The organism is Photobacterium makurazakiensis (assembly GCF_050336715.1).
Taxonomy (GTDB): Bacteria; Pseudomonadota; Gammaproteobacteria; order Enterobacterales; family Vibrionaceae; genus Photobacterium; species Photobacterium makurazakiensis.
Map to the genome: position 1 here is coordinate 188234 of NZ_JAKJSJ010000011.1, position 23362 is coordinate 211595.

Annotated in this window: 22 protein-coding genes and 2 tRNA genes; 11 read left to right on the forward strand and 13 right to left on the reverse strand. The window is 43.1% G+C overall.

The window, feature by feature from the left end:
- Nucleotides 1-2: 2 nt before the first annotated feature.
- Nucleotides 3-446 (forward strand): type II 3-dehydroquinate dehydratase, encoded by a 444-nt coding sequence (gene aroQ / locus L4D09_RS04450; protein ID WP_428456289.1) that lies wholly within the window; start codon nucleotides 3-5, stop codon nucleotides 444-446.
- Between the two features lie 61 nt (nucleotides 447-507).
- On the opposite strand, the gene L4D09_RS04455 is transcribed toward aroQ, so the two are convergent.
- The 7 genes from L4D09_RS04455 to L4D09_RS04485 form a co-directional block, all read right to left on the reverse strand.
- Nucleotides 508-1290 (reverse strand): carbon-nitrogen hydrolase family protein, encoded by a 783-nt coding sequence (locus tag L4D09_RS04455; protein WP_428456290.1) that lies wholly within the window; start codon nucleotides 1288-1290, stop codon nucleotides 508-510.
- A gap of 411 nt (nucleotides 1291-1701) precedes the next feature.
- Nucleotides 1702-3540, reverse strand: coding sequence for a bifunctional sugar phosphate isomerase/epimerase/4-hydroxyphenylpyruvate dioxygenase family protein (locus L4D09_RS04460; protein WP_428456291.1), 1839 nt, complete (start codon nucleotides 3538-3540; stop codon nucleotides 1702-1704).
- A gap of 48 nt (nucleotides 3541-3588) precedes the next feature.
- The gene (locus L4D09_RS04465; RefSeq protein ID WP_428456292.1) at nucleotides 3589-4641 is read right to left on the reverse strand and encodes a Gfo/Idh/MocA family protein; all 1053 of its coding nucleotides are present in this window, start codon (nucleotides 4639-4641) and stop codon (nucleotides 3589-3591) included.
- Between the two features lie 78 nt (nucleotides 4642-4719).
- Nucleotides 4720-5670 carry an AEC family transporter gene (locus L4D09_RS04470; protein ID WP_428456293.1) on the reverse strand — a complete coding sequence of 317 codons (951 nt, stop codon included), beginning with the start codon at nucleotides 5668-5670 and terminating at the stop codon, nucleotides 4720-4722.
- A 71-nt stretch (nucleotides 5671-5741) separates the two neighbouring features.
- A complete protein-coding gene (locus L4D09_RS04475) occupies nucleotides 5742-7019 on the reverse strand; it encodes a TRAP transporter large permease (RefSeq protein WP_428456294.1) in 1278 nt (425 codons plus the stop codon).
- Nucleotides 7020-7039: 20 nt separating this feature from the next.
- A complete protein-coding gene (locus L4D09_RS04480) occupies nucleotides 7040-7522 on the reverse strand; it encodes a TRAP transporter small permease (protein WP_428456295.1) in 483 nt (160 codons plus the stop codon).
- Between the two features lie 98 nt (nucleotides 7523-7620).
- Nucleotides 7621-8631 carry a DctP family TRAP transporter solute-binding subunit gene (locus L4D09_RS04485; RefSeq protein WP_428456296.1) on the reverse strand — a complete coding sequence of 337 codons (1011 nt, stop codon included), beginning with the start codon at nucleotides 8629-8631 and terminating at the stop codon, nucleotides 7621-7623.
- 594 nt (nucleotides 8632-9225) lie between these two features.
- Here L4D09_RS04485 and L4D09_RS04490 point away from each other — a divergent pair.
- From L4D09_RS04490 to L4D09_RS04525, 8 genes are all read left to right on the forward strand, one after another.
- Nucleotides 9226-10449: a LysR family transcriptional regulator gene (locus L4D09_RS04490; protein WP_428456297.1), complete on the forward strand. Its 1224-nt coding sequence runs from the start codon at nucleotides 9226-9228 to the stop codon at nucleotides 10447-10449.
- Nucleotides 10450-10585: 136 nt separating this feature from the next.
- Nucleotides 10586-11482 (forward strand): NAD(P)-dependent oxidoreductase, encoded by an 897-nt coding sequence (locus tag L4D09_RS04495; RefSeq protein WP_428456298.1) that lies wholly within the window; start codon nucleotides 10586-10588, stop codon nucleotides 11480-11482.
- A gap of 30 nt (nucleotides 11483-11512) precedes the next feature.
- Nucleotides 11513-12466 carry a Gfo/Idh/MocA family oxidoreductase gene (locus tag L4D09_RS04500; RefSeq protein WP_428456299.1) on the forward strand — a complete coding sequence of 318 codons (954 nt, stop codon included), beginning with the start codon at nucleotides 11513-11515 and terminating at the stop codon, nucleotides 12464-12466.
- 8 nt (nucleotides 12467-12474) lie between these two features.
- Nucleotides 12475-13482 (forward strand): aldo/keto reductase, encoded by a 1008-nt coding sequence (locus L4D09_RS04505; protein ID WP_428456300.1) that lies wholly within the window; start codon nucleotides 12475-12477, stop codon nucleotides 13480-13482.
- A 27-nt stretch (nucleotides 13483-13509) separates the two neighbouring features.
- Nucleotides 13510-14532: a TRAP transporter substrate-binding protein gene (locus L4D09_RS04510; RefSeq protein WP_428456301.1), complete on the forward strand. Its 1023-nt coding sequence runs from the start codon at nucleotides 13510-13512 to the stop codon at nucleotides 14530-14532.
- A gap of 34 nt (nucleotides 14533-14566) precedes the next feature.
- Complete coding sequence (locus tag L4D09_RS04515; protein WP_428456302.1) at nucleotides 14567-15160, forward strand: TRAP transporter small permease; 594 nt, start codon at nucleotides 14567-14569, stop codon at nucleotides 15158-15160.
- Entirely contained in the window at nucleotides 15160-16446 is a 1287-nt protein-coding gene (locus tag L4D09_RS04520) for a TRAP transporter large permease (protein ID WP_428456303.1), read from the forward strand. Before L4D09_RS04515 ends, L4D09_RS04520 begins: the two co-directional genes overlap by 1 nt.
- A 75-nt stretch (nucleotides 16447-16521) precedes the next feature.
- A complete protein-coding gene (locus L4D09_RS04525) occupies nucleotides 16522-17439 on the forward strand; it encodes an MBL fold metallo-hydrolase (RefSeq protein ID WP_428456304.1) in 918 nt (305 codons plus the stop codon).
- Here the strand turns inward: L4D09_RS04525 and L4D09_RS04530 are convergent.
- Nucleotides 17436-18335 carry a helix-turn-helix domain-containing protein gene (locus L4D09_RS04530; protein WP_428456305.1) on the reverse strand — a complete coding sequence of 300 codons (900 nt, stop codon included), beginning with the start codon at nucleotides 18333-18335 and terminating at the stop codon, nucleotides 17436-17438. The two genes, L4D09_RS04525 and L4D09_RS04530, sit on opposite strands and share 4 nt — an antisense overlap.
- 122 nt (nucleotides 18336-18457) lie before the next feature.
- On the opposite strand from L4D09_RS04530, the gene pobA reads away from it, so the two are divergent.
- Complete coding sequence (gene pobA / locus L4D09_RS04535; protein ID WP_428456306.1) at nucleotides 18458-19669, forward strand: 4-hydroxybenzoate 3-monooxygenase; 1212 nt, start codon at nucleotides 18458-18460, stop codon at nucleotides 19667-19669.
- 353 nt (nucleotides 19670-20022) lie between these two features.
- Here pobA and L4D09_RS04540 read toward each other — a convergent pair whose 3' ends face one another.
- The gene (locus L4D09_RS04540; protein WP_428456307.1) at nucleotides 20023-20760 is read right to left on the reverse strand and encodes an SDR family NAD(P)-dependent oxidoreductase; all 738 of its coding nucleotides are present in this window, start codon (nucleotides 20758-20760) and stop codon (nucleotides 20023-20025) included.
- Between the two features lie 29 nt (nucleotides 20761-20789).
- Complete coding sequence (locus L4D09_RS04545) at nucleotides 20790-21194, reverse strand: nuclear transport factor 2 family protein (RefSeq protein WP_428456308.1); 405 nt, start codon at nucleotides 21192-21194, stop codon at nucleotides 20790-20792.
- 114 nt (nucleotides 21195-21308) lie between these two features.
- Here L4D09_RS04545 and L4D09_RS04550 point away from each other — a divergent pair, with 114 nt between their 5' ends.
- A complete protein-coding gene (locus L4D09_RS04550) occupies nucleotides 21309-22202 on the forward strand; it encodes a LysR family transcriptional regulator (RefSeq protein ID WP_428456309.1) in 894 nt (297 codons plus the stop codon).
- A 221-nt stretch (nucleotides 22203-22423) separates the two neighbouring features.
- Here L4D09_RS04550 and L4D09_RS04555 read toward each other — a convergent pair.
- From L4D09_RS04555 to L4D09_RS04565, 3 genes are all read right to left on the reverse strand, one after another.
- Nucleotides 22424-22500, reverse strand: a tRNA-Asp gene (locus L4D09_RS04555).
- Between the two features lie 42 nt (nucleotides 22501-22542).
- Nucleotides 22543-22630 (reverse strand) — tRNA-Ser (locus tag L4D09_RS04560).
- Between the two features lie 125 nt (nucleotides 22631-22755).
- Complete coding sequence (locus L4D09_RS04565; protein ID WP_428456310.1) at nucleotides 22756-23244, reverse strand: SixA phosphatase family protein; 489 nt, start codon at nucleotides 23242-23244, stop codon at nucleotides 22756-22758.
- Between the last annotated feature and the right edge of the window lie 118 nt (nucleotides 23245-23362).

The window sequence follows — 23362 nt, forward strand, 5'->3', positions numbered from 1 at the left end:
TTATGTCTGAAATCATGGTCTTGAACGGCCCTAACCTTAATCTGCTTGGCACACGTGAGCCTGAGCAATATGGCAATGAAACCCTGCACGATGTTGAAGAGAACTGTAAGGTCGTTGCCCAGCAATACGACTACACCATTGATTTTCGTCAGTCGAATCATGAAGGCGTTCTTCTTGATTCTCTTCATGAAGCCAACGAAAAATTCAAGCAAGGTACACTGCTTGGCGTAGTGATCAATCCCGGCGCTTACACCCACACATCTATTGCTCTTCACGATGCAATTAAAGGCATTGAAGTGCCAGTAATTGAAGTTCATATCTCTAATGTTCATGCCAGAGAGCCTTTCCGTCACCACTCCTATGTCTCACCAGTAGCAGCAGGCACACTCATTGGTTTTGGCACCAAAGGCTATGAATTGGCTATTCGTTCGCTGTTGATGAAATAAAAAATGAAATAAAATTCGGCGTACCCCATCAAACATTATGCAAGATGCTTGATGGGGCGGGCTATATTATCTCTTTAATTGTTTCGATCTCATCGTTCAATGAAATGCCAATTAATTGAGGCGCTGGCTTGCTATTTGTTATTTCAATGGTTTGCACTGAAGAAGCGGTACCAAATTGTTCAACTAATTCACCCGCAGGATTGAATACACAACTTGAACCACAATACTGACCCGTTAATTCTTTCGTTACATCTTTTCCAACTCTATTGCATGTAACCACATAGAAGCTATTTTCAAGCGCCCTTAACTTAGAAAAATGTAAACTTTGTTGCCCACCAAAGTTAGCCGGGTGAAGAAGAACGTCTATATTTTCTTTCGTATAAGCTCGAATTATTTCAGGGAACCAAATATCAAAACATATCGCAATACCAAAAACTAACCCTTTATGTTTAAAACTTAAAGTACTTTCGCCACGAGAGAAATACTTCTGATCAATTGGGTTTTGACTGATCTTTCTATAGCGATGAAGTAAACCGCTTTCACTTATCACCGCAACACTGTTGTAATATTTTCCATCGTGCTGCTCTGCGATACCTGCTACGAATGTAGTATCGTATTCTTTCGCAAGTAATCGTATCGCATCAATTGTTTCACTGTTTGAATAGTCCTCGCTCAAGTTATGTATTTCACTTGGCTTAGAGAATATATAGCCTGTAGAAAACATTTCCGGCAACAATGTTAGGTCTCCGACTTCTTCGGCGTTCGCTAACATAGATGATAGCTTTGATATGTTCTCTTTTTTATTTTTATACACTACATCAGCTTGCACTATAGTTATTTTCATTTACGGTCTCTAATGGTTTTGTTTCCGCTAGTATAATTATGAAAGGTAAATTCCACTCAGCTTATATCTTAAATAAAAGATGCGCAATCAAGATTGACAGCCAAATTCAGCTCTTACCAAGTTAGCCAATAGCCCAATTTATTTAATAATCCAACCTACCGGCTAAAAACTAAAACTTCTAGTTATACTTATGGGCATTTATATTGATTAACGCCTGCAATCACAATTCTGCATACTTTTGAACCTTAGAGGGCGATATTAGAAATAGCCTCTAGCTAGTTTATGCCCTGCATGAGTCTAAGGTACAAAACGAACTAATATGAACACCAAGGAACTTGGTATATATCGCCAACAAAAAAAAGCAGCACACTAGTGCTGCCAAAACGATATACACACGAGCAAACAAATACGTTAGTTCGCCATCCTTGCCATCGACTGGGCCGATAAACGAATAAAGGCATTTTCTTCGCCGTAACGGCAGTAGTCACCGACACGTTGAACCATTTCAAAGAAGATGCCGTTGATCTCTTGGGTATAGAAGTGGAAAAAGGCCCCCTTTTCGTCCTGATCATACATAATATTGTTGCTTGCCAGCTTTTCCAGTAGTTCTTCCGACAAGCCGAATCGGGCTTCTAAATCACGATAGTAGTTAGCCGGAATATCTAACAGATAAGCTTTATCGACCTTCTCGGCCTCAGCAAAAATATCGCGGCATTCAAATGCAATCTGATTTACGCTCGCCCCATTCGACTGCTTCAAGAAGTGCTGCGATGACGTCTGTGATGCATTGGTGGTGTTGAGGGCGATCTTCACTTTATTGTTTGGGCTGGTAACGGTCCGGCTAGTGATCAAGCCATTGGTATCTGGCAAGTCGTAGCTCTGCTCGGTGTCAAACCCGAACATCGACTTGTAGAAGAATATAGTCGAGAGCATTTCGGTATTCGATACCGTTTGACCAACGTGATCAATACGGATCAAGTTATCATCATCTTTATAATCTAAGTCACTTAGCGGCTCGAAATCTGCTTCATAGAACTTAAGTGGTGAATTCTCATCAAGGAAATATACCAGCGTATCACCCGCCCCCACTGCAGCCGGTATACTCAGCTCGGTATCAACGTTGGCCTCTAAAATCACGTCAGAATGGTAGCGCTGGGCAAAAGCCATGCTCTTGGTGCTATCTTTTGATAACAGACCAATGGCGCACACCGACTCACCGTGCTTATTCAAGAAATCATGGGCATTGCTGTTTCGTTCTTTATTCAAGACAATGTTTACATTGCCTTTTTTCATTAGCTCAACATCTTTCGATTTATGCACATGCGTGGTTTCAAAGCCCAGTGATGTCAGCACTTTCACAACCGGATTCTCGGCCTTATCAGCAACTGAAAACTCAATAAACTCAATATCAGTCACTTCCGGCGGGGTATGCTTTTTCTCTTTGGCCTGATCTTCCAACCATTTGAGCGAGCGAATACCATCAACCGCTTTTTCATATGGCGATGACGCCCTAAACTCATCATTGAAAATCTCATGAGAAAGATAGTCGTCGAAGCCTTTCGCTTTCAATGCCTGCAAGAACTCCACCACAGGCAAGTCCCCTTGACCAGGGAAGCAGCGGAAATGGCGGCTATATTGCAATACATCCATATTCAGCTTAGGTGCATCGGCAACCTGAACCAAGGCAATTTTGTCCAGAGGAATATCATTTTTCAATGTATCGAGCGTATTGCCTCGGGCAAACATATGGAAAGTGTCTAGCACAATACCTAGGTTATCGTGATTAACGAGCTTCACTAATTCCCAAGCATCATCATAGTCAGCAATATGCCGCCCCCACGCCAATGCTTCGTAGCCCAGCATCATATTCTCTTGCTTGGCCAATTCTGCGGCGGTATACAAATCTTCAGCACATTGGTGTAAGTCTGATGAAGCATAAGGTTGAACGTTACTGCACATCATCATACGTTTGGTACCAAGCTCATGAGCTAGCGCCATTTTTTTCTGCAACATGTCGTACTTTTGCTGGCGTAATGGCGCAGGCATGCCTTCCATATCCCTAAATGGCTGCAGGGCAAGGATCTCTAATCCATAATCAGCTGCCATGCGCCTTACATCAGAGGGAGTGCCAGTAAACTTCGTTAAATCCTGTTCAAAAATTTCAATACCATGGAATCCAGCTTTATGTGCAGCTTCCATTTTTTCAGCAAGGTTGCCAGAAAGGCAAACAGTCGCGATTGAATACTTCATTGTAATACCTTTTATATATCCATTACTGCCAGCGAATTTTCAGGTGTATTAAGCTTGTTTTATTTCAATATATTCCGATGTCTCACAAGCTTTGATAATTGCATCAACGACAATCAGGTTTTGCAGACCATCTTTTATACTGACTCTTGGTTCAACATCGTTCTTAATTAAATCGCAAAAATGCCTAAGCTGAAGTTTGAGCGGATCTTCACGTTTCATATCCACTACCGACTGCTTAAGCGGCTCCCACCAAGATTGTTCCTGCCCCTTGGAATATGACTTCAACCGCATCGTTGGAATAGACAACGAACCATGTGTTCCGGCAATGTGATAACAATCTTCATCTGAGTAAGCAGCATAAGATTTATTTTCTTCAGACGTCTGCTCCCAGCTTTTTGGGCTACTTGCGGCGTCTGACAACAAGAAGGTTCCCAATGCACCACTCGCGAACTTCAAGGTTATCGCTGCAGTGTCTTCTACTTCAAATTGACGCGTAGTATTAGAACTAATGGCTTGAACACCGCTGATATCACCAAGAAGGTAACGTAAATTGCCTATTTCATGGATCATATTGATGAGGATTGGACCGCCTCCCTTTTTAGTGCGCCATTCACCCATTTCAAAATAGTTATCCGGTTTATAGAAAACCGCACTGCCAATAATGGCAACAATATTTCCTAGCTCATTACTATCAATAACCTGCTTTGCTGTCTCTAAAATCGGGCTATAAGCTCGATGGTGGCCAACCAAGATCTTGCTATTGAAGCGTTGTGACTCAAGGTAGACCCGTTCACCATCTTCAATTGATTCCGTTACTGGCTTTTCTACAATAGCTGGTACATTTTCATGAATACACTGCAAAGCTTGCTCTGCATGTAAGCTATTTGGCGTTGCGAGGATAATACCGTCGGGTTTATTTGTTTCGAATAATTCATTCAAGCTTGAATAGAGAGGAACATTATATTGCTCAGCAAGTTGACTGGCTTGTGGGGAAGGGTCCACAATTGCCGAAATATCACATTCTTCACTCTCATGAATAAGCTTCAGGTGTGTTTTACCAATCAAGCCGGCGCCCGCGACGGCAATATTTAATTTAGTCATTATTTTATTCCATTAACTGACTTTCAATAAAAATTTCATGTTATTTATAAGCGTATAAAGTATGAGGAGAAATAATATTTAAGATGAAAACCCTCCCATATATAAACTATAAAAATATATAATTGATGTAATCGTTACACTCGATAAAATCGTTGTAATAAGTAAGGTGCTGGCACAAAATACTTGCTGGCCATATTTCCCGCCAATAACTGGATAAATGCTCATCATTGGTGCTGCTGTAAATATAATGATTGCCAGTTTTAAATCATCATCTAACGGTAGAAACAACGTAAATGTAATCGCTAATACAGGACAAACAATCAATTTTACGGAAGATATAAAGAGTGTTCGGTTAAGATCATCCAATATTTTTGAGTGAGCTAATGCTCCACCAATAACAAACAACGCTAATCCCATCGAGGTTTTTGACAGAATTGATAGGGTTTCAACCAGAAAACTCGGTACCGTCAGAGTAAAGAGGTTAATAGATACGCCAATAATTATTGCAATAATAATCGGACTTTTCAGCATTCGTGAGGTTATTGCAATGAAAGTCTTTCTCGCATTCAATTTTTCCTCTACGTTTGTCGACTCGATAAACACGAGCGATAAGGGGATCAAAATAAGGTTTTCAATTAGGATGCACATTAAAAAGGCTTCAACGACACTACTATCAAACACTTGCATAGCAATCGGAAGCCCAATAAAAGCACTATTTGGCATGCCACAACCTAAACTATTAACCGCAGTGTTTCCCCAGCTATGGTTAAATATCAACCGGCTACCTACCATGCCGATCAACATAGCGGTTAACCCCGTTAGGGTGTATACCGTCAAGTAGTTAACATTTAACCCCGTAAAAAAGTCCATTTGAATAATATTAACAATAATTATCGATGGCATTGAAATGTATAGCACAAACACACTGCATTCATTAATAAATGTCTTGCTAAAGAAACCAACATGAACTGTGTAGTAACCAATAGCAATTAAGATAATAATTGGAAGCAGTATGCTTATAATAGACACTCAATTTTCCCTTTCTATTTAATTGTCTTTCACAATATTAAGCCAAATATTAACCAGTATTTTTAAGACCGTTAATAGCCAAATAATCTCGGCAGCATCAATACTGAACTAGGAACAAACGTAATAAACATCAGTACGACAACTTCAAGTGCAAATAACGGTATAACCTGCCGTGAAATGGATGCAATTCCAACTTTAGAAATCGTATTGGCCACGAACAAACACATACCCATTGGTGGTGTGATCAAGCCAATCATCAAGTTGAAGATAACAATTACCCCAAAATGAACTGGATCAATTCCAAAACTCATCGCTATTGGGTGAAGGATCGGGATCAAGATAAGCATTGCGGCAATGCCTTCTAAGAACAAACCCACACACAGCAAGATAAGGTTAACCAACAACAAAAAGACAATTGGATTGGTTATATTATCCAGTACCTGCTGACTGATCATTTGAGGAACTTGCGAAAATGTCAGCAGCCAGTTAGCAACCGATACAACAGCAATCAAGATCAATACAATCGAGGAGTCACGCATTGAAGTAATAAACACTGAAGGCAAATCTTTAATCTTCAAGGTTCTGAAGATAAACATTCCTATGATCAGCGCATAAAATGCCGCAAACGCCGCTGCTTCAGTCGGTGTGACTATCCCCATCAAGATAGCGCCAATAATAAAAACAGGCATAGTAAGCGGCACGATTGCACTAATGAATGCGCTAAGCCTTTCTTTTAAACTTGGTTTTACCGTGGTGCACTTAATATTTTTATTTCGAGTTGCATAGAAGTACACATAAACCGACAGGCAAACCGCAGACAATACACCAGGGACAATACCTGCCAAGAACAACGCAGGAACAGATACTCCGCTGGCTATCAGCGCATAGATAATGACCGGAATACTGGGTGGGATCATCGGGCCAATAACCGATGAAGCAGCAGTTAGAGCCGAAGAAAACTCACGTGAATACCCTTCTTTTTCCATTTCAGGGATAAACACTCGCCCCAAGGCTGAGGTATCTGCCACAGCGGATCCTGACAGGCCAGCAAACATTACAGATGACCAAATGTTAACTTGGGCTAACCCACCTCGAAACGCCCCCACCAGCGAGTTAGCAAAAGTAATAATTCTGTTCGTGATTCCACTCTTATTCATTAGCTCGCCGGCTAGAACAAATAAGGGGATCGCCAAGATAGAGAATGAATCAAGACCGCCAAAAATTCGTTGTCCAATCAAGCTTATCGAAATAGGTGTTTCTGTAATATAAAGTGACATCGACATAATAATTGCAAAAACAAGCGGAATGCCGAGGATCAAAAAGAAAGATAAAATAGCCAAAGAAAACATACTAAATCCCTTTAATAATTTTATTCTTGTAAATACGTCGTATGAACTACGGCTTTATGTCGGTAATGAAAAAGACGAAGTATGGCCGCAATGACTAACCCAGCCCCACCAATAACAATCGCAGACTGGAAGAAATACATTTCGACACCTGTACCGGGTGACATAATTCCCCCTCTTCGTTCAGTAAACAAATACCCTGACCATGTTAAAATAACACCACAAGCGAGTACTGAAATATCAGTGATAATATCGAGCTTTCTTTGTAGACTCTGGCTAATTCTTCCATTAAGCACAGAGAACTTAATATGAGAGCCATCCAGATAACAAACAATCATCCCGAACATAACACCGTAGATCATCGAATATTTCGCCAGCTCTTCACTCCACATTATTGAATAATTGAAAAAATAACGACTTATACTCGCAGTTAGCATAATCACAAACAGGTTGAACAACGATAACCCCGTTAATGCCAGAAGTACTTTCCTATAATTTTCGATCATAACCACCCCGATAACGGCAAGGTTTTAGGTACCTGTTTATGTCATATATATTTATGTTATAGATATTCATGTTATAAAAAGGTACCTAATTATTTCACTTAAATTTTTGCCGCTGATTTAGAAACTGCGGCTTGTGCGTCTACAACCCATTTAGAATCAATAGACTTATTCAGCCACTCGATAATGGTTGGCTGCGAAGCATTCCTAAACTTCTCTAGCTGCTCATTATTAAGCGTCGTAATTTCCATACCATTCTTTGATAGTACTTCTAGGCCTTGAGCTGAATTAACTTGTTGAATTGCACGCCCTACTGTTCCCGCAACTTTTGCAGCACGATCAATAATGGCTTTATCATCAGCTGACAGCGAAGTATAAAAGTGGTCATTCATTAATAAAAAATCAGTACTATATACGTGGCCGTCTAGCGTAATGTACTTTTGAAATTCATAAAACTTATTTGCCGTAATAACACTGATCGGGTTTTCTTGCCCATCAATCACACCGGTAGTCAGTGCTGTTGGTACTTCAGGGAAAGCAATTGGCGTTGGCTCGGCCCCCATTGATTTCATCATTTCAATGTACAATGGCAGTGTCATTACGCGGATTTTTAAGCCATTTAAGTTCTCAGGTGAGGTAATGGTACGCTTGGAGTTCGTGAAGTGACGGAAACCTGTTTCACCGTATGCGAGTGTACGTAAGCCCGTTGTTTTCAGGCAGTGCTCACTGAGTTTCTTGCCAAATTCACCATCAAGTACATCCCATGCGACAGGTGCTGAAGGGAAAAGGTATGGGATCTCTAAAACGGCAGCTTCTTTACATACCTTAGCGAAAGGCCCCGACACCATTGCCATGGTTAACATGCCTTCTTGGGCAGATTGAACCAGTTCAGTTTCTCCTCCAAGTTGGCCCGCAGGGTAAACATTTACTTTAATTCGACCGCCTGATTCAGCTTCTACAAGGTTCTTAAACACTTGAGTTGCCGCACCTTTTTTGGAAATTGTCCAATCTTGTGAGTCTACATGACCAATTGTAATGGAAATATCTTTTGCGTAAGTACTCGTTACCGTTCCCAACGACAAAGCCAGTACTAATGTTTTAATAATATTCACAGCGTGTTACCTCCTATTAACATTGTCAAAACATTAGCATTGATTGTTTGCTGGCTGTAATTGATATAGTGCAAGGAGTATTCATTATTGATATAGAGAGGCTCTTGATGGGTATTTTTATCGTGAAAGGAAGAACCTCCATCAGGGTTAACCAAGTCATTCATTTGACAGATAATAGTAAGATTTTTAACTCAAGGTACGCCCGTATAAGAAACCCAACCTCTGTGAATGCCATTATATTACCCTGCTTGCTATCATTGGTTTAACTCATCATCAAACGGTAACAACACACAATTCAAATTATTATCTAAGCTATTGATATAGGTGAAAACACAGTAATTTAAAATGGYTTTCACCCCAAAATCGAAATCACTCTCAGCCCAATAATAATGTCTTTTCATTAATACCAGCTCATAAAAATACTCATATGAACCTGCACGCATCAATAGCGTAAATAAATTGCTGGTGTGACCAGAAAGTTAATAAATACCTTTTTGATAGTTATCACAGTATTGAAAATTTAACATTTCATTTTCAATTTACCGTATTCGTTTTTGGTATAGTCGAGTTAATTTGATAGTTAAGGAGAACTTGATGATTGATATACCAAACCTACGGCATTTAAATGCTTTTATTGAAGTTGCTAATACCCAGAGTATAAGCAAAGCCTCTGAACGTATTTATTTATCTCAACCCGCGATCACTCAAGCAATTTCAAAATTAGAGAAAAATATTAAGACAACGCTATTTGAAAGACGCTCTGACGGAATGTACCTCACCAAAGCAGGGGAAGATTTTTCATTCCGGGTAAAACGTGCTCTTGAACAAATTCATACAGGGATCAAAGATGCAGTAAGAATTGGTAAAGGTGGTAAAAAACTGCTTACCAATAGCCGAGCGATTGCTGTAACCACAACCCAGCTGCGTGCGTTACTCGCCGTTTCCGAGGCACAAAATTACACCGAAGCTGGCCGTCGTATTGGCGTATCTCAATCATCACTCTACCGTGCCTCGCGTGAATTAGAAGGCTGTCTTGATCTTGTTCTATTTGAAAAAACCAGTATCGGTATCTGTATAAGCAAAGCTGGGCAATCATTGGTTCGTGCAACCAAACTGGCTTTCAGCGAGATCAAGCAAGGACTTGATGAAATACAAATAAACAACAACGTCAGCTCTGGCAGTATCGTTATTGGTAGTATGCCATTAGCGAGAACGTGTATTCTACCAGACGCAATTAATGAGTTTACCGCGCGATACCCTGATTGCACGATCCACATCATTGATGGTCCCTATCATGACTTGCTCTACCACCTACGTAATGGCGAGATTGATGTATTAATCGGCGCGTTACGCTTTCCGACCCCAGTTTGTGATATTAAGCAAGAAACCTTATTTGCGTCACCCAACAGTATCTTAGTTAGAAAAGAACACCCGCTCATCACTAAAGACAATCTTTCTCTTCAAGAGCTGGCGGCACAAAGCTGGATAGTGCCAAGACAAAGCACACCAGCTCGACAGATGTTCGATAACATTTTTACAGAGAATAATTGCGATAAACCAAATCAAATTATAGAAGCAAGCTCCCAAGCACTTATTCGAGAGCTGCTATTAGGCAGCGACAAACTTGCCATGCTCTCGAAGCACCAAGCTTACCGAGAGCTTGAGGAAGATAAGCTTGCAGTCATCCCTTTCCCCCTCGCAAACCAAGAGCGACCTATCGGTATTACCCTTCGGAAAAATTGGCAGGCAACCACAATCCAAGAGCACTTTATTCATCTTTTAAGAGATAAAGGATTGGAGCTTTCTGGGGTGCAATAAAAAGGCAGTGCTATTCAAAAAATGAATAGCCCCTGTTTTTTTTCAATTTACGCTTTGTTTTGCGCAGTGCTAAATTCAGAATCTAAATTTACATCGTTTTAACATTTGATGTTAAGTACTCCGCAAAGGACGCGTTATGGCAAAAGTTTCTCGGCTTGCATTTATCGGCTTTGGTGAGGCAGCAAAAGCATTTCTGACAGGGTGGTCTGATTTAACGCCGCCTGTGATAACAGCCTATGATCAAAAGACAAATCACCTAAGTCTTCGCAAAGAAAAGTTACAAAACTACATCCAACATGATGTTCAAGGTTGCTTCAGCCTTCATGAAGCCATTGACAGTGCACAGGTTATTTTCTCTTTGGTTACCGCCGATCAGGCGAGTCACGCCGCTTCTGCAGCGGCAAAAATAATTCAACCGGGGCAATTCTATTTTGACTGTAATTCCTGTGCGCCAGAGACTAAAAAAAGCAATGCAGCTCTCATCAACGCGGCAGGGGGAATGTATGTCGATGTTGCCATCATGTCGCCAGTACACCCGAAGCTTCATCGCACGCCATTATTGATTTGCGGCCAGTTTGCAGAGCAAGCTTTACCTCTTTTTGACGCTTTGGGAATGAATGCTCAAACCATCGAAGGTGATATAGGCGTCGCTTCGTCGGTAAAGATGATCCGCAGCATTATGGTCAAGGGGCTTGAAGCGTTAACGGCAGAATGCCTGCTAGCCGCCAGAAAAGCCAATATTGATACCCGAATATTGGCCTCACTAGATAATAGTTATCCAGAATTTAGCTGGTATGAAAAAGCAGGCTATAACCTAGAAAGAATGATGCTACATGGCGTACGCCGAGCCGCAGAAATGCGTGAAGTTGCCCTAACGGTCGAACAACTAGGACTCAATAACGGTATGGCAAAAGCCACAACAGATTGGCAACAACTGATCGGTGATTGCTCTTTAACCCCTGGTAATGAAGATTTTGCGGGCCTTGCTGACACGCTGCTAAACGAATTGGAATCACAGCGATTAACTCGCTAGTTATTAAATTGATAACTTAAGGATAATGTTATGAATGTATGTGTCGTTGGTGCCTCAGGGGCATTTGGTACTAAGCACTTGGATGCTATAAACAGCATTGAAGGTGTCAGTGTTGCCGCATTGGTTGACCCAAATCTAGACCGTCTGCAGCATATCGCTGAGCAGTACAGCACCCCGCCTTTGCTGACCAACGAACTGCAACAAGCATTGGCGCTCGAAAACGTCGATGCGGTGATCCTTGCCACTCCAACTCAAATGCATGCGAGCCAAGCTATACAATGTCTTGAGGCTGGCAAACACGTTTTAGTTGAAATCCCAATGGCTGACAATATTGATGATGCCCGCAGATTTGTCGATATTCAGCAATCAACAGGGTTGGTTGCCATGGCCGGACATACCCGACGCTTTAACCCTAGCCATCAGTGGATCCACAATAAAATTCAGGCTGGTGAGTTAAACATCCAGCAAATGGATGTTCAAACCTATTTCTTTCGCCGCACTAACACTAATGCCAAAGGCGAGCCTCGTACCTGGACCGATCACCTACTTTGGCACCACGCTTGCCATACTGTCGATTTATTCCAGTACCAGACAGGCGAAACAGCTTCACAGGTTCAGGCCATGCAAGGGCCTATCCACCCAGAGTTAGGTATTGCCATGGACATGAGTATCGGTATGAAAGTGCCATCAGGTGCGCTCTGTACACTCTCACTGTCATTTAATAATGACGGCCCATTCGGCACCTTCTTCCGCTATATCTGTGACGAAGGCACTTTCATTGCCCGTTATGACGATTTGTTTGATGGTAACGAAAAACCTATCGATTTAAGTGGTGTCGCTATTTCTAACAATGGCATTGAACTGATTGATCGCGAGTTCTTCGAGGCGATTAAAGCAGGTAAAGAGCCTAACTCAAGTGTCGCGCAATGCTTACCCGCAATGGAAACGTTACATCGTATCGAACAACAACTAGAGCAAGAGTAGGAACCACCATGAATAAGCGACGTATTGGACAATTCACCACCCCACCTGTCGCCTTCGGGTGTATGAATGTATCGCATGCTTACGGTAATCCTCCGCCGGAAAAGCAATCGGTAGCCTTATTGAATCAAGCGCTTGATCAAGGTTATGCAATGCTTGATACCGCCGCATTGTATGGGTTTGGCTCAAACGAATCCCTATTAGCAAAAGCGGTTGGTCATCGCCGTAATGAATACTTACTTGCAAGCAAATGCGGTATGTTCAAAGGATCTGATGGCAAAAAAGCCATTGATGGCCGCCCTGAATCAATCCGCCAAACCTGTGAAGACAGCCTGCGTCGATTAAATACTGATGTCATTGACCTTTACTATCTTCACCGCTGGGATAAATCGGTTCCAATAGAGGACAGCATTGGTGCGCTTTCTCGCTTAGTCGATGAAGGTAAAATACGTGAAATAGGTTTATCAGAAGTCTCTGCTACTACGCTGGAAAAGGCGCACAAGGTTCACTCTATAGCAGCGGTACAATCAGAGTATTCGTTATGGACACGCAATCCTGAAATTGCCCTACTGGAAAAATGTCAGCAACTCGGTACCGCTATGGTGGCATTCAGTCCATTAGGACGAGGTGCTCTGACCGGTAAGATTCGTACGACAGAGAACTTTGCCGCTAACGATATCCGCCGTGCTATGCCGCGCTTTACCAAAGAAAACTACGCCAACAACCTAACCTTAATTGATCAGCTTTATGAAGTTTCTGCGGCCTCTGTACAGCCCGGTTCTACGCCCGTTTCACTGGCGCAGCTGACACTTGCTTGGGTGATAGCCCAAGGCGAGAACGTCATTGCACTACCGGGAACAACAAGTACCTCACACCTGATTGAAAATTTCCAAGCCGGTAACCTACAACTGGACAGTACTACCCTTGATGCGCTGAACCGCGTCATGAATCAACGCACCGTTTTTGGTCCACGCTACAACGAAACAACACAACAAGAGATAGACACAGAAGAGTTTTAATCCACATAAACAACTGGACGTTTATATATGAAATCAATATTAAAAAAATCAGCTACCGCCGCTCTTACTACCCTACTTCTAAGTTCAAATGCTTTAGCGGCTGATGTTACCTTGCGCTTCGGTCACTTCTGGCCTGCGGTGTCTGATATCCACAAAGAGATTTATCAGGCTTGGGCTGACGAAATTGAAGCCGACTCAAATGGCCGTATCAGAGTTGAGCTTTATCCCGCTTCTATGCTAGCCAAGCCACCAGCGCAGTATGACGCCGTGAAACACCGTATTTTGGATGTTACCGCGACAGTTCAAGGCTATTCCGCAAATCGCTTTCCACTTACTCAAGTTGTCGAGCTACCAGGGGTGGTACAAAATGCAACCCAAGGCTCATGTGTTATTCAAAAACTCTATGACGAAAACGCATTCGGTAACGAATATAAAGATTCCAAGCCACTGTTCATGTTTACCCACGGCCCTGGTGTCCTTCATGTTAAAGGCAAAACGATTGAAGAGCCTTCCGACTTAGAAGGTCTTCGAATTCGTCGCCCAACAGCTGTCGTTGGTAGCCTACTTGAAGAGCTCGGCGCGTTGCCTGTCGGCATGCCTGCCCCACAGTCTTACCAATCTCTTCAGCGTGGCGTAATCGATGGTGTTGCACTGCCGTGGGAAGGCGCAAAAGGCTTCAAACTTAACGAATTAGCCGACAATCACACTGAAGTCGGCGGGCTTTACTCGCTGGCCTTCTTGGTCACCATGAACACTAGCGTCTACAACAAGCTTGATGATGAACTCAAAGCCGTGATCGATAAAAACTCTGGTGAGAAATGGTCAAATATTGCTGCAACTGTCTTTGACCGCTTGGATCGTGAAGGGCTAGCAGATGCGAAAGCAGCGAACCACAACATCTATAAAGTCAATGCCTCAAGCAACCAAGCAACTTGGCAACCTATTTTCGAGCAAGTGACCGAGAATTACCTATCTGAGCTTGAGTCTAAAGGACTACCTGGCCGCAGTGTCTATAAGCGTGCGATGGAATTATCTTCGACATGTAGTTAATGAACTCGAGCCTCAAATATAAGGAAGATAGATTATGAATGGAATCATCAGCCTAATTAATCGCAGTGCTTATGGATTGCACCTCATCAGTGGTGCCATTCTCGTTTCAATGATGTTTATCACGCTGGGTGATGTGGTCGCTCGTGCCATTTTTAACTTTTCAAACGGCAGTGTTGATTTCACTTTTGTCGGAGGGGTGGAGCTAATTAAGTATGGCTTATTATTTTCCATACTCTTCACCTTGCCTCACTCGGTAAGTAAATCTCAGGTCATTGTCGACCTGTTTACAGAAAAAATGAACCAGCGATTGAAGGTATATCTTGAGGCTTTTTATACCCTCGGGTTTTCACTCCTTGGCGCAGGTATGTCAGTACGTTTCTATGAAGCTATCGGCTCTGCCAAGATGACCGGAGAAACAACACAAGATCTCCTGATCCCAATGCATTACCTGTATTCCATTGTATTGATCGCAACCACATTGCTTGCTCTGCGATCTCTGATCATTGCAATCGAATTAATCATGCACGAAAACAACACTGTGGAATCAACAAGCAGTGCTGAGCAAGCATCGTCAACAGCTGACATCAGCAACCCGCCGAGCGAACCGCAAAAAGGAGAACTGGCATAATGGATTCTTCAACTATTGGCTTAATCTGTATTGGTTTGATGTTGGTCATGATAGCCTTTCGGGCACCGATTGCTCTTTCTATGGCTATTACCGGATTTGTCGGCTTTGGATCAATTGTCGCCTTTCCATCCGCCGTGGCTATTCTCGACAGTGGCCCATTCGAAACCCTTTCTAACTACAGCTATAGCCCTATTCCTATGTTTATTTTAATGGGGGTATTTGCTTCAAAAGCACAAATGTCACAAGAGCTTTTTAACGGGGCGAGAACCCTGTTCGGACGCTGGCGTGGCGGTATGGCCTTAGCGGCAGTAACATCGTGCGGGGTCTTCTCTGCCATATCAGGTTCTTCACTCGCAACGGCGGCCAGTATGTCTCGCGTCGCGTTACCTGAAATGGAAAAGAACGGTTATGCCATGTCGTTGGCTACGGGCACACTTGCGGCTGGTGGTACATTGGGGATCATGATCCCCCCTTCAATTGCCCTGCTACTTTATGCACTGATCACAGAGCAATCTGTTGGTGATATGTTTATCGCAGGTGTTATCCCAGGTTTACTCGGATTATTCCTATACTGCGCGACCATTGCGATTACAGTTTGGTTATACCCAGATCTTGCCGCGCCGGGTCAGAAAACCACATTCATTGAAAAGATAAAAGGGCTAAAAGGCTTAGTTCCTTTTACTGGGATTTTTGCTTTCATTATTTGTGGAATTTACTTCGGTTTATTTACCCCTACAGAAGCGGCTGCCGTGGGTGCAGCAGGCACATTCTTCATCGCGCTTTTCCGTGGTATGACTTGGAAACAGTTTCTCGAGTCAATTGAAGAAACACTGGCCATTTCATCGATGATTTTCTTTATGATCATTGGTGCTGAAATATTCGGTTATTTCCTCTCGGTATCACGTATTTCTTACTCGCTTGTCGATTTTGTCGATAGCTTACAGCTTTCCCCATACATGGTGCTGTTTGCCGTACTGCTACTCTTTGTGCTGCTAGGTTGTGTGATGGACAGTATCGCCATGCTACTACTCACCGTTCCTGTTGTTTACCCGCTGATTGAAGCTGCTGGATTTGACCCAATTTGGTTCGGTATTGTCGCGGTAATTACGGTTGAGCTTGGCCTTATCACTCCGCCTGTCGGCATGAATGTGTTTGTGATCAAGTCGCTTGCTCCCGGTGTCTCCATTAAAGATATGTTCAAAGGTGTATTCCCCTTTGTGTTATCTGATGTGGCGCGCCTCTTACTGATTATTGGCTTCCCGTCACTGGCGCTCGGGCTGCTATAACCCTCAGCCCCGCTGCCTATTCTGGTGGTGGGGCTTCCTCGTAAAATTCGTTTCTATCCCCTAACGGAGAAAACTATGAAATGTTTTACTTCGCGTACACTCGTGCGTGCAATGACCCTGATCGTGAGTTTATTACTGTCATTTACTGCTGCTGCAAAAACAGACGTTATCTTACTTGGTACTGGCACCCCAGTGCCAGACGCTGCTCGTTCTGGCCCATCAACTGCGGTTGTTTATAACGATACCGCTTTTGTGTTTGATGCTGGGGGAGGCATGGTACAACGTGCAATTGAAGCCGCTCAAATAAAGGGCATTACAGCATTGTACCCAACCAATATTCAGCATGTTTTTCTGACCCATCTACACAGCGATCATATTCTCGACCTTTCTGAGCTTGCGGCGACTTACTGGTGGCGACGTGACGAAAAGCTTTCCGTTTACGGTCCGATTGGAACCGAGAAATTTGTCACGGGTTACTATGATATGTTGTCTGTTGATATTGGCTTACGTACCAGTGGTAAACAACCAGTCAAAAATCCAACACTTTATCAGGTGAACGTTACTGAGTATTCAGAAAGTAATCTGGTCTATAACAAAGACGGCGTCACTATTGAGGCCTTCCGAGTACCTCATGGTGATATCCGACCCGCCTTTGGCTATAAAGTGACAACACCCGATAAAGTCGTAGTGATCAGCGGTGATACTGCATATTCCAAAGATATGAAGAAAATAGCCAAGGGGGCTGATATTTTAGTGCATGAAGTGATCAGCGAGCAGGGGCTATCAAAACTGTCGCCATTTTGGCAAAAATATCATTCTACTAGCCACACTAAAACTGGCGAGTTGGCCAAGATAGCCAATGTTGCCAAACCTAAGCTACTTGTCCTTAGTCATATTCTGCATTACAGCGCTTCAGTCGACTCGGTGTTAGAAGAAGTACAAGCTAATTACAATGGGAATGTTGTAGTTGGTAATGATCTCGATATCTTCTAAAACTGCGTCTCAAATGGATTAAGCTCGCGGAACGCTTTCGGGCTTAATCCTGATTGTTTCTTAAAGAAACGTGAAAAGTAGGCAGGATCATCAAACCCCAGGTTATAAGCCACCTGATCAATATTTATTTGGGTATAAAGAAGACTTCGCTTTGCCTCGACAAATAACCGCTCTGAAATAATTTGCTTTGCACCGACGCTTTTTTCTTTCTGGCAAAGACGGTTCAATGTTGAAACCGAGATCTTCAACGACTGGGCATACTGGCTCACACTCCACTGCTGGCGAAAGTGTTTCTCTACTAGTTGTTGAAAAGAGTAATAGCCTGAATTCAGTCGCGCCGATGTTATTTGCTCATTGTGATAATGCTCAATCTCACGATACAAGCTTATTAATACCATCTTGGCAAGCCACTCAACCATATGCCGTTTTCCTGAATGACCAGCATTAGACTCTAGTGACAATAAATTGCAATAAGTCTGTAGCTGCGCTGAAAAAACAGACGCCGTAGAAAGTTGTATTACACGTGGTGTTTGGGTAACAGAGTTGAAATAAGCTATCGCTCTTGATGCCGTTGACTGATTGATCAGTGGTTCAGCAATCGTTAGCACGTAACCTTGCGTTTCTGGCGTAAAAACAAAGCCATGTACCACATCCGCAGGGATCACTACCGCCCCTTCACCAACAACCACTAATTCATTGTTATCTATAACAACTTCAGCTTTTCCGGCATGTATAATCAAGAGCTGAAATAACCTGCCATGACGGTGCGGTTTTATCTTCCACCCTCGATTTTCACTTCTAGCAGCGATGGATTCTATATGCACGAATTCAGAATCATCACTATCACTCTCTTCACCATATAGGAAGAACTGGGGAATTACCGCCTCACTCTGCATTGATATACCCATCAAGATTCAACATTGAATAAAAAGTACAAGAATTTGCCAATTATGTGAATGGTCAAGATCACAGTTATTTAACAAAATGGTTACATCAAAAGCATGCTAGGAGCATAGATATGGAAGTCATTACTACCCAGGTTGCGATTATTGGTTCAGGCCCTTCTGGACTACTGCTAGGCCAGTTATTAGCAAAGCAAGGCATCGATAATATCGTGATTGAACGTTCGTCTTCTGAACATGTTCTTTCTAGGATCAGAGCAGGTATTCTCGAACAAGGCTTTGTTGACTTGATCCATGAAGCAGGCTGTGCCGAACGAATGAATAATGAAGGCCATACTCATGATGGCTTCCAGATCAGTGTGAATGGTGAGGGTACTCGAATTGACTTAAAACAACTCACTGGCGGGAAAGTAGTTACGTGTTATGGTCAAACAGAAATTACTCGCGACTTAATGGATGCACGAAATAAGGCTGGACTGCTAACCTTCTACAATGCCCCTGTATCTGAGATTGCCAACGCTGATTCATCAACTCCTGCGGTATGCTTTGAACATAACGGCCAACAATATCAAGTGAACTGTGACTTTATTGCTGGTTGTGATGGTTTCCATGGCGTTTCACGCCCAACCATCCCGAATACTGTTCGTAAAGAGTATGAACGCGTTTATCCATTTGGGTGGCTAGGGCTACTCAGTGATACGCCACCTGTCGATGATGAGCTTATTTACTGTAAACACTCAAGAGGCTTCGCACTTGCTAGCCAACGCTCTGCAACCCGCTCGCGCTATTACCTGCAAGTCCCCCTCACAGATAAAGTGGAAGAGTGGAGTGATGACCGTTTTTGGGATGAATTAAAAAAACGCTTACCAGAAGATGCTGCCCAACGTTTGCAAACCGGCCCAAGCATTGAAAAGAGCATTGCACCATTGCGCTCATTTGTATGTGAACCAATGCAATATGGCCGTTTATTCTTGGTTGGTGATGCTGCCCATATTGTTCCACCAACAGGAGCAAAAGGGCTAAACCTCGCCGCTTCAGATGTGGCAACGCTCTATCAAGTATTAACCCAAGTCTATAAGAATGATGACATGGCATGCATCGAGCAATACTCTGATATTTGCCTACGCAGAGTCTGGCATGGTGAGCGTTTCTCTTGGTGGATGACCAACATGCTGCATGACTTCGAACAACTCAAAGTGGATGATAATGACTCAGCCATCTTCAGCCGCTTAATGACGTCAGAGCTAGACTACTTCCTCAATACGCCTGCAGGAAAGATCACGATTGCCGAGCAATATGTCGGCTTGCCATATGAGCAACTTAAGTAACGAGAGCTGTACGTCAAAACCAACGCATACAAAAATGTATGGTCCGCCTCGTTACTGCAAGGGTAATTTGCGATGACGGGGGTTGGTTTGCGCTAATATATTCGGACTCTTCTTAGGGAAGCTCTTGCTCCCGCTCCATGATGAGATCTGCGCCAGCTTATCCTCAAAAAAACCAAAGCATTAATTGCTGTTTTTTATATCAAGTTCCTAATCTGGCGAGTGTGGCCACCACAATATAAAATGATTTGGTGGCCCTTAAATTGAAGGGCCACTCTCCAAAGGCTTTACCTATTGTTTCAAGCCTTGATAAAACAGCCCCTGCTTCATAAACGAGTAAAGTTCGAAGGTGCTTATTACAGGCCCAAGCCTCCATCGGGGCCAATAACTTGACCTGTCATCCATGAACTCTCAGGCTCTGCAAGTTTTACTATCCATCGACTGATATCTTCAGGAACGCCACGTCGTCCAAGCGGAATCATTGATTCTTCTTGCTTCTCTACTTTTTCTGCTTGCTCTGGAGAGAGCCCCATCATTCCAGTTAATGCCCCTGAGTATGTAGGCCCAGGTGCTACAGCATTTACACGGATGTCAGGTGCTAGTTCTAACGCCCATGATTTGGTGAGATATTCAACAGCCGCTTTACTTGCCCCGTAATGAGACAAACTAGGTGCAGGCATATGACCGATAGTGCTAGAAATATTAACTATATTTCCTTTGCTCTCTTTTAAATACGGTAGACTCGCTTTTGCTAGTAAGCTAGTAGCGACCACATTAAGAGCAAAAATGTCAGTTATCTGCGCTTCATCCATTTCATCTAGGTTAGCATTTCTTCCTGCACCAGCGTTGTTGACGAGAACATCGATGCGCCCCCATTTTTCAATCGCAGCTTCTACGATCAACTGCGCACTTGACGCTTCACGGCTATCAGCAACAATAGTTTCAATGTTGCTATGAAGTGCTGCTACTTCTTTAAGATGCACTTCACGCCGGCCTGTAATAAGCACATTTGCTCCTAAGTTAGCAAATTCCAACGCACTTGCTTTACCTATGCCGTTACTTCCGCCTGTAATAATGACCACTTTATTTTTCATAATGGTTGTCTCACATTGCTGATACTGAATTAAGCTTCGTTAAGTGGACGTAGGTAAATTTGCTCACGAAGAACTTGCCAGCGACCATCTTCAAAGCGTAACTCGATGTTACATAGCAACCTCATCTCTTCTCCATTCATACCACTATGCTTACGTGTTAATACACATACTGCTGAGTCGTCAAGAATGTGGAAATCGTGCCACTCAGCCCAAGTGTTTAGTTGAGGAGTGTTTTGTGCTTCTGCTTGCTTAGCAAAGTGGTCCTTGAATTCAGCTTTATTGAATGTTTGCACTGTGCTGTCTGGCAGGATTAGCGTTGTGTGGAAGTCATCATGATAAATAGTTTCTAGAGCCTCAATATCGAAGTTTGTAGCGCGATCAATAAGGTGATCCATTGCTTCACGAATAGCTTGTTTGGTATGAGTCGGTTTCATTTCGTATCTCTCTTCTAATCAATGTCTTGTTGACGGAGAGAATATTATCCATAGTAGGTTTGCTATAGAAGTAGGGTAAAATGAAAACCATCTATTCCAAAATCGAATACATCTATGGATCAGCTCGGAGCAATGCGTGTTTTTCTACGCGTGATACAAACAGGAAGCTTCTCGGCGGCAGCAAGAGAACAAAGCACTTCTCAAGCAACTATCAGCAAGAAGATCTCTGCTCTAGAAGATAAGCTAGGCGTAAAGCTGATAACACGCACCAGCAGAGAGTTATCACTGACTCAAGCGGGCCAAGAGTACTACAACCATTGTGGTAATATTTTGCAGGAGATCGATGAGGTTGAAGCGAGTGTCCGCTCGCAAGTCTCTTCGCCGAAAGGAACATTGCGTATTGCCGCCCCAGCACCACTTGCGCGCATTTTGCTAGCGCCGCTTATCGCAGAGTTTCTGTTCGAGTACTCAGAAATAGAAGTTGATATGGTGATTGAAGAACGCCATATCGATCTCGTTGCTGAAGGGATTGATGTCGCAATTCGAGCGAAGAAGTTGGAAGATTCATCGTTGATTGCAAGGCCTCTGTTTAACAATCCATTATTGTTGGTCGCATCACCTAGTTACCTAGAAAAACATGGTACACCAATCCAACCTAACGAACTAAAAGCTCACAACTGTATTGTCTATACTTTTAACCGCTCGCTAAACAACTGGCATTTTAAGAACGACGACAAAGAGATTTCTATTCCAGTTCAAGGTGCCTTTCGCAGTAATAGCGGAGAAACCAACCTAGCAATGGCGCTCGCAGGATTAGGCGTCACTCAATTGCCTATTTGGATGACAGATAACTATCTAGAAATGGGTGATCTAGTCCAAGTACTAGAAAACTTTTCAAACGATACAGTTCCAATTAACGCTATCTACCCATATAGCCGACACATACCTTTGAAGGTTCGCTGCTTCGTAGATTTTATCCAAGAAAAGTTACGGAACAGGTATCCATAATCTATAGGTGTACTTTAACGAGGAAGGAGACATGACTGTATTTACATGTAAGTCAGTTTCAAGCAGCCCCAGCATTTCTGCTGAGACTTCGTTGTAGTGGCGAAACAGTGGGGACGCCTAGTTTGGGCTGGCATTCCAGCGGGACTCATTCGACCGAAGGGCGAAATCAAAATCAGCACATACAAAAAAGCCCCAGCATTTCTGCTGAGGCTTCGTTGTAGTGGCGGAGCGGACGGGACTCGAACCCGCGACCCCCGGCGTGACAGGCCGGTATTCTAACCAACTGAACTACCGCTCCAATTCTTTGCCAAGCTCGGTAACTAACCCAACTTGTAGAATGTGGCGGAGAGATAGGGATTTGAACCCTAGGAGGGTCGCCCCTCGCCTGATTTCAAGTCAGGTGCTTTCGGCCACTCAGCCATCTCTCCGTTGTGCGGCGAATAATACATAGGCTCGTCGGTCTTGTAAATACTGTTTTTATTCAAAACGAATCGTTCGCACAAAATTCCACCAACATGTTAATCTATAAGCCAAATTAGCGCTAAAACATCGGTTATTTTAGCCGTTTCGGGTAATCATAATAGAGTACGTTTGACTCATCTTCTGCGACAGCTTGCCAACAATCCACTTCAAACCCAATGACAACGACGCTGCAGGTCGGCATATTCTCGATTTGAAACCCTAACATGTTCGCTAAATCCGTTACGGCAGGGTTGTGCCCGACAATCATCAGTCGGTCAACAACATCCCTACATTCACGGATAATATCCAATAACTCAAAAGGCGACTCAGAATATAGCTCAGTACGCGATTCCAACTTTGGCTGACTTTCTAAACCTTGGGCAAACAAATAAGCCGTCTCTGATGCTCTTAAGGCTGAACTGGTGATAATTAGTTGAGGCGCCATCTGCCAAGCATTCAATTGATGTGCCATTTTCGGGGCATTTTTAAGCCCTCGATGATTCAGTGGACGCTCATGATCATCTAGCATTGGATCATCCCATGATGACTTTGCATGCCGAACCAAAAACAATAGCTTCATCATTCCCCCTCAATATTCACCTGGCATATTACGTATTTCTACTGCCATAAAGATCACTTCACTACTTGGTGTATTACACAAAGTATATAAAATCGAGCAGGTTATGCTGTGTCGAATA

Excerpts from the sequence above, each read along its gene's own strand:
- L4D09_RS04465 (WP_428456292.1), bottom strand. The coding sequence starts at position 4,641 with ATGACTAAATTAAATATTGCCGTCGCGGGCGCCGGCTTGATTGGTAAA.
- L4D09_RS04520 (WP_428456303.1), top strand. The coding sequence starts at position 15,160 with ATGGATTCTTCAACTATTGGCTTAATCTGTATTGGTTTGATGTTGGTC.
- aroQ (WP_428456289.1), top strand. The coding sequence starts at position 3 with ATGTCTGAAATCATGGTCTTGAACGGCCCTAACCTTAATCTGCTTGGC.
- L4D09_RS04455 (WP_428456290.1), bottom strand. The coding sequence starts at position 1,290 with ATGAAAATAACTATAGTGCAAGCTGATGTAGTGTATAAAAATAAAAAA.
- L4D09_RS04460 (WP_428456291.1), bottom strand. The coding sequence starts at position 3,540 with ATGAAGTATTCAATCGCGACTGTTTGCCTTTCTGGCAACCTTGCTGAA.
- L4D09_RS04500 (WP_428456299.1), top strand. The coding sequence starts at position 11,513 with ATGAATGTATGTGTCGTTGGTGCCTCAGGGGCATTTGGTACTAAGCAC.
- L4D09_RS04530 (WP_428456305.1), bottom strand. The coding sequence starts at position 18,335 with ATGCAGAGTGAGGCGGTAATTCCCCAGTTCTTCCTATATGGTGAAGAG.
- L4D09_RS04510 (WP_428456301.1), top strand. The coding sequence starts at position 13,510 with ATGAAATCAATATTAAAAAAATCAGCTACCGCCGCTCTTACTACCCTA.
- L4D09_RS04550 (WP_428456309.1), top strand. The coding sequence starts at position 21,309 with ATGGATCAGCTCGGAGCAATGCGTGTTTTTCTACGCGTGATACAAACA.
- L4D09_RS04475 (WP_428456294.1), bottom strand. The coding sequence starts at position 7,019 with ATGTTTTCTTTGGCTATTTTATCTTTCTTTTTGATCCTCGGCATTCCG.
- L4D09_RS04565 (WP_428456310.1), bottom strand. The coding sequence starts at position 23,244 with ATGAAGCTATTGTTTTTGGTTCGGCATGCAAAGTCATCATGGGATGAT.
- L4D09_RS04540 (WP_428456307.1), bottom strand. The coding sequence starts at position 20,760 with ATGAAAAATAAAGTGGTCATTATTACAGGCGGAAGTAACGGCATAGGT.
- L4D09_RS04505 (WP_428456300.1), top strand. The coding sequence starts at position 12,475 with ATGAATAAGCGACGTATTGGACAATTCACCACCCCACCTGTCGCCTTC.
- L4D09_RS04480 (WP_428456295.1), bottom strand. The coding sequence starts at position 7,522 with ATGATCGAAAATTATAGGAAAGTACTTCTGGCATTAACGGGGTTATCG.
- L4D09_RS04490 (WP_428456297.1), top strand. The coding sequence starts at position 9,226 with ATGATTGATATACCAAACCTACGGCATTTAAATGCTTTTATTGAAGTT.
- L4D09_RS04515 (WP_428456302.1), top strand. The coding sequence starts at position 14,567 with ATGAATGGAATCATCAGCCTAATTAATCGCAGTGCTTATGGATTGCAC.
- L4D09_RS04545 (WP_428456308.1), bottom strand. The coding sequence starts at position 21,194 with ATGAAACCGACTCATACCAAACAAGCTATTCGTGAAGCAATGGATCAC.
- L4D09_RS04525 (WP_428456304.1), top strand. The coding sequence starts at position 16,522 with ATGAAATGTTTTACTTCGCGTACACTCGTGCGTGCAATGACCCTGATC.
- pobA (WP_428456306.1), top strand. The coding sequence starts at position 18,458 with ATGGAAGTCATTACTACCCAGGTTGCGATTATTGGTTCAGGCCCTTCT.
- L4D09_RS04495 (WP_428456298.1), top strand. The coding sequence starts at position 10,586 with ATGGCAAAAGTTTCTCGGCTTGCATTTATCGGCTTTGGTGAGGCAGCA.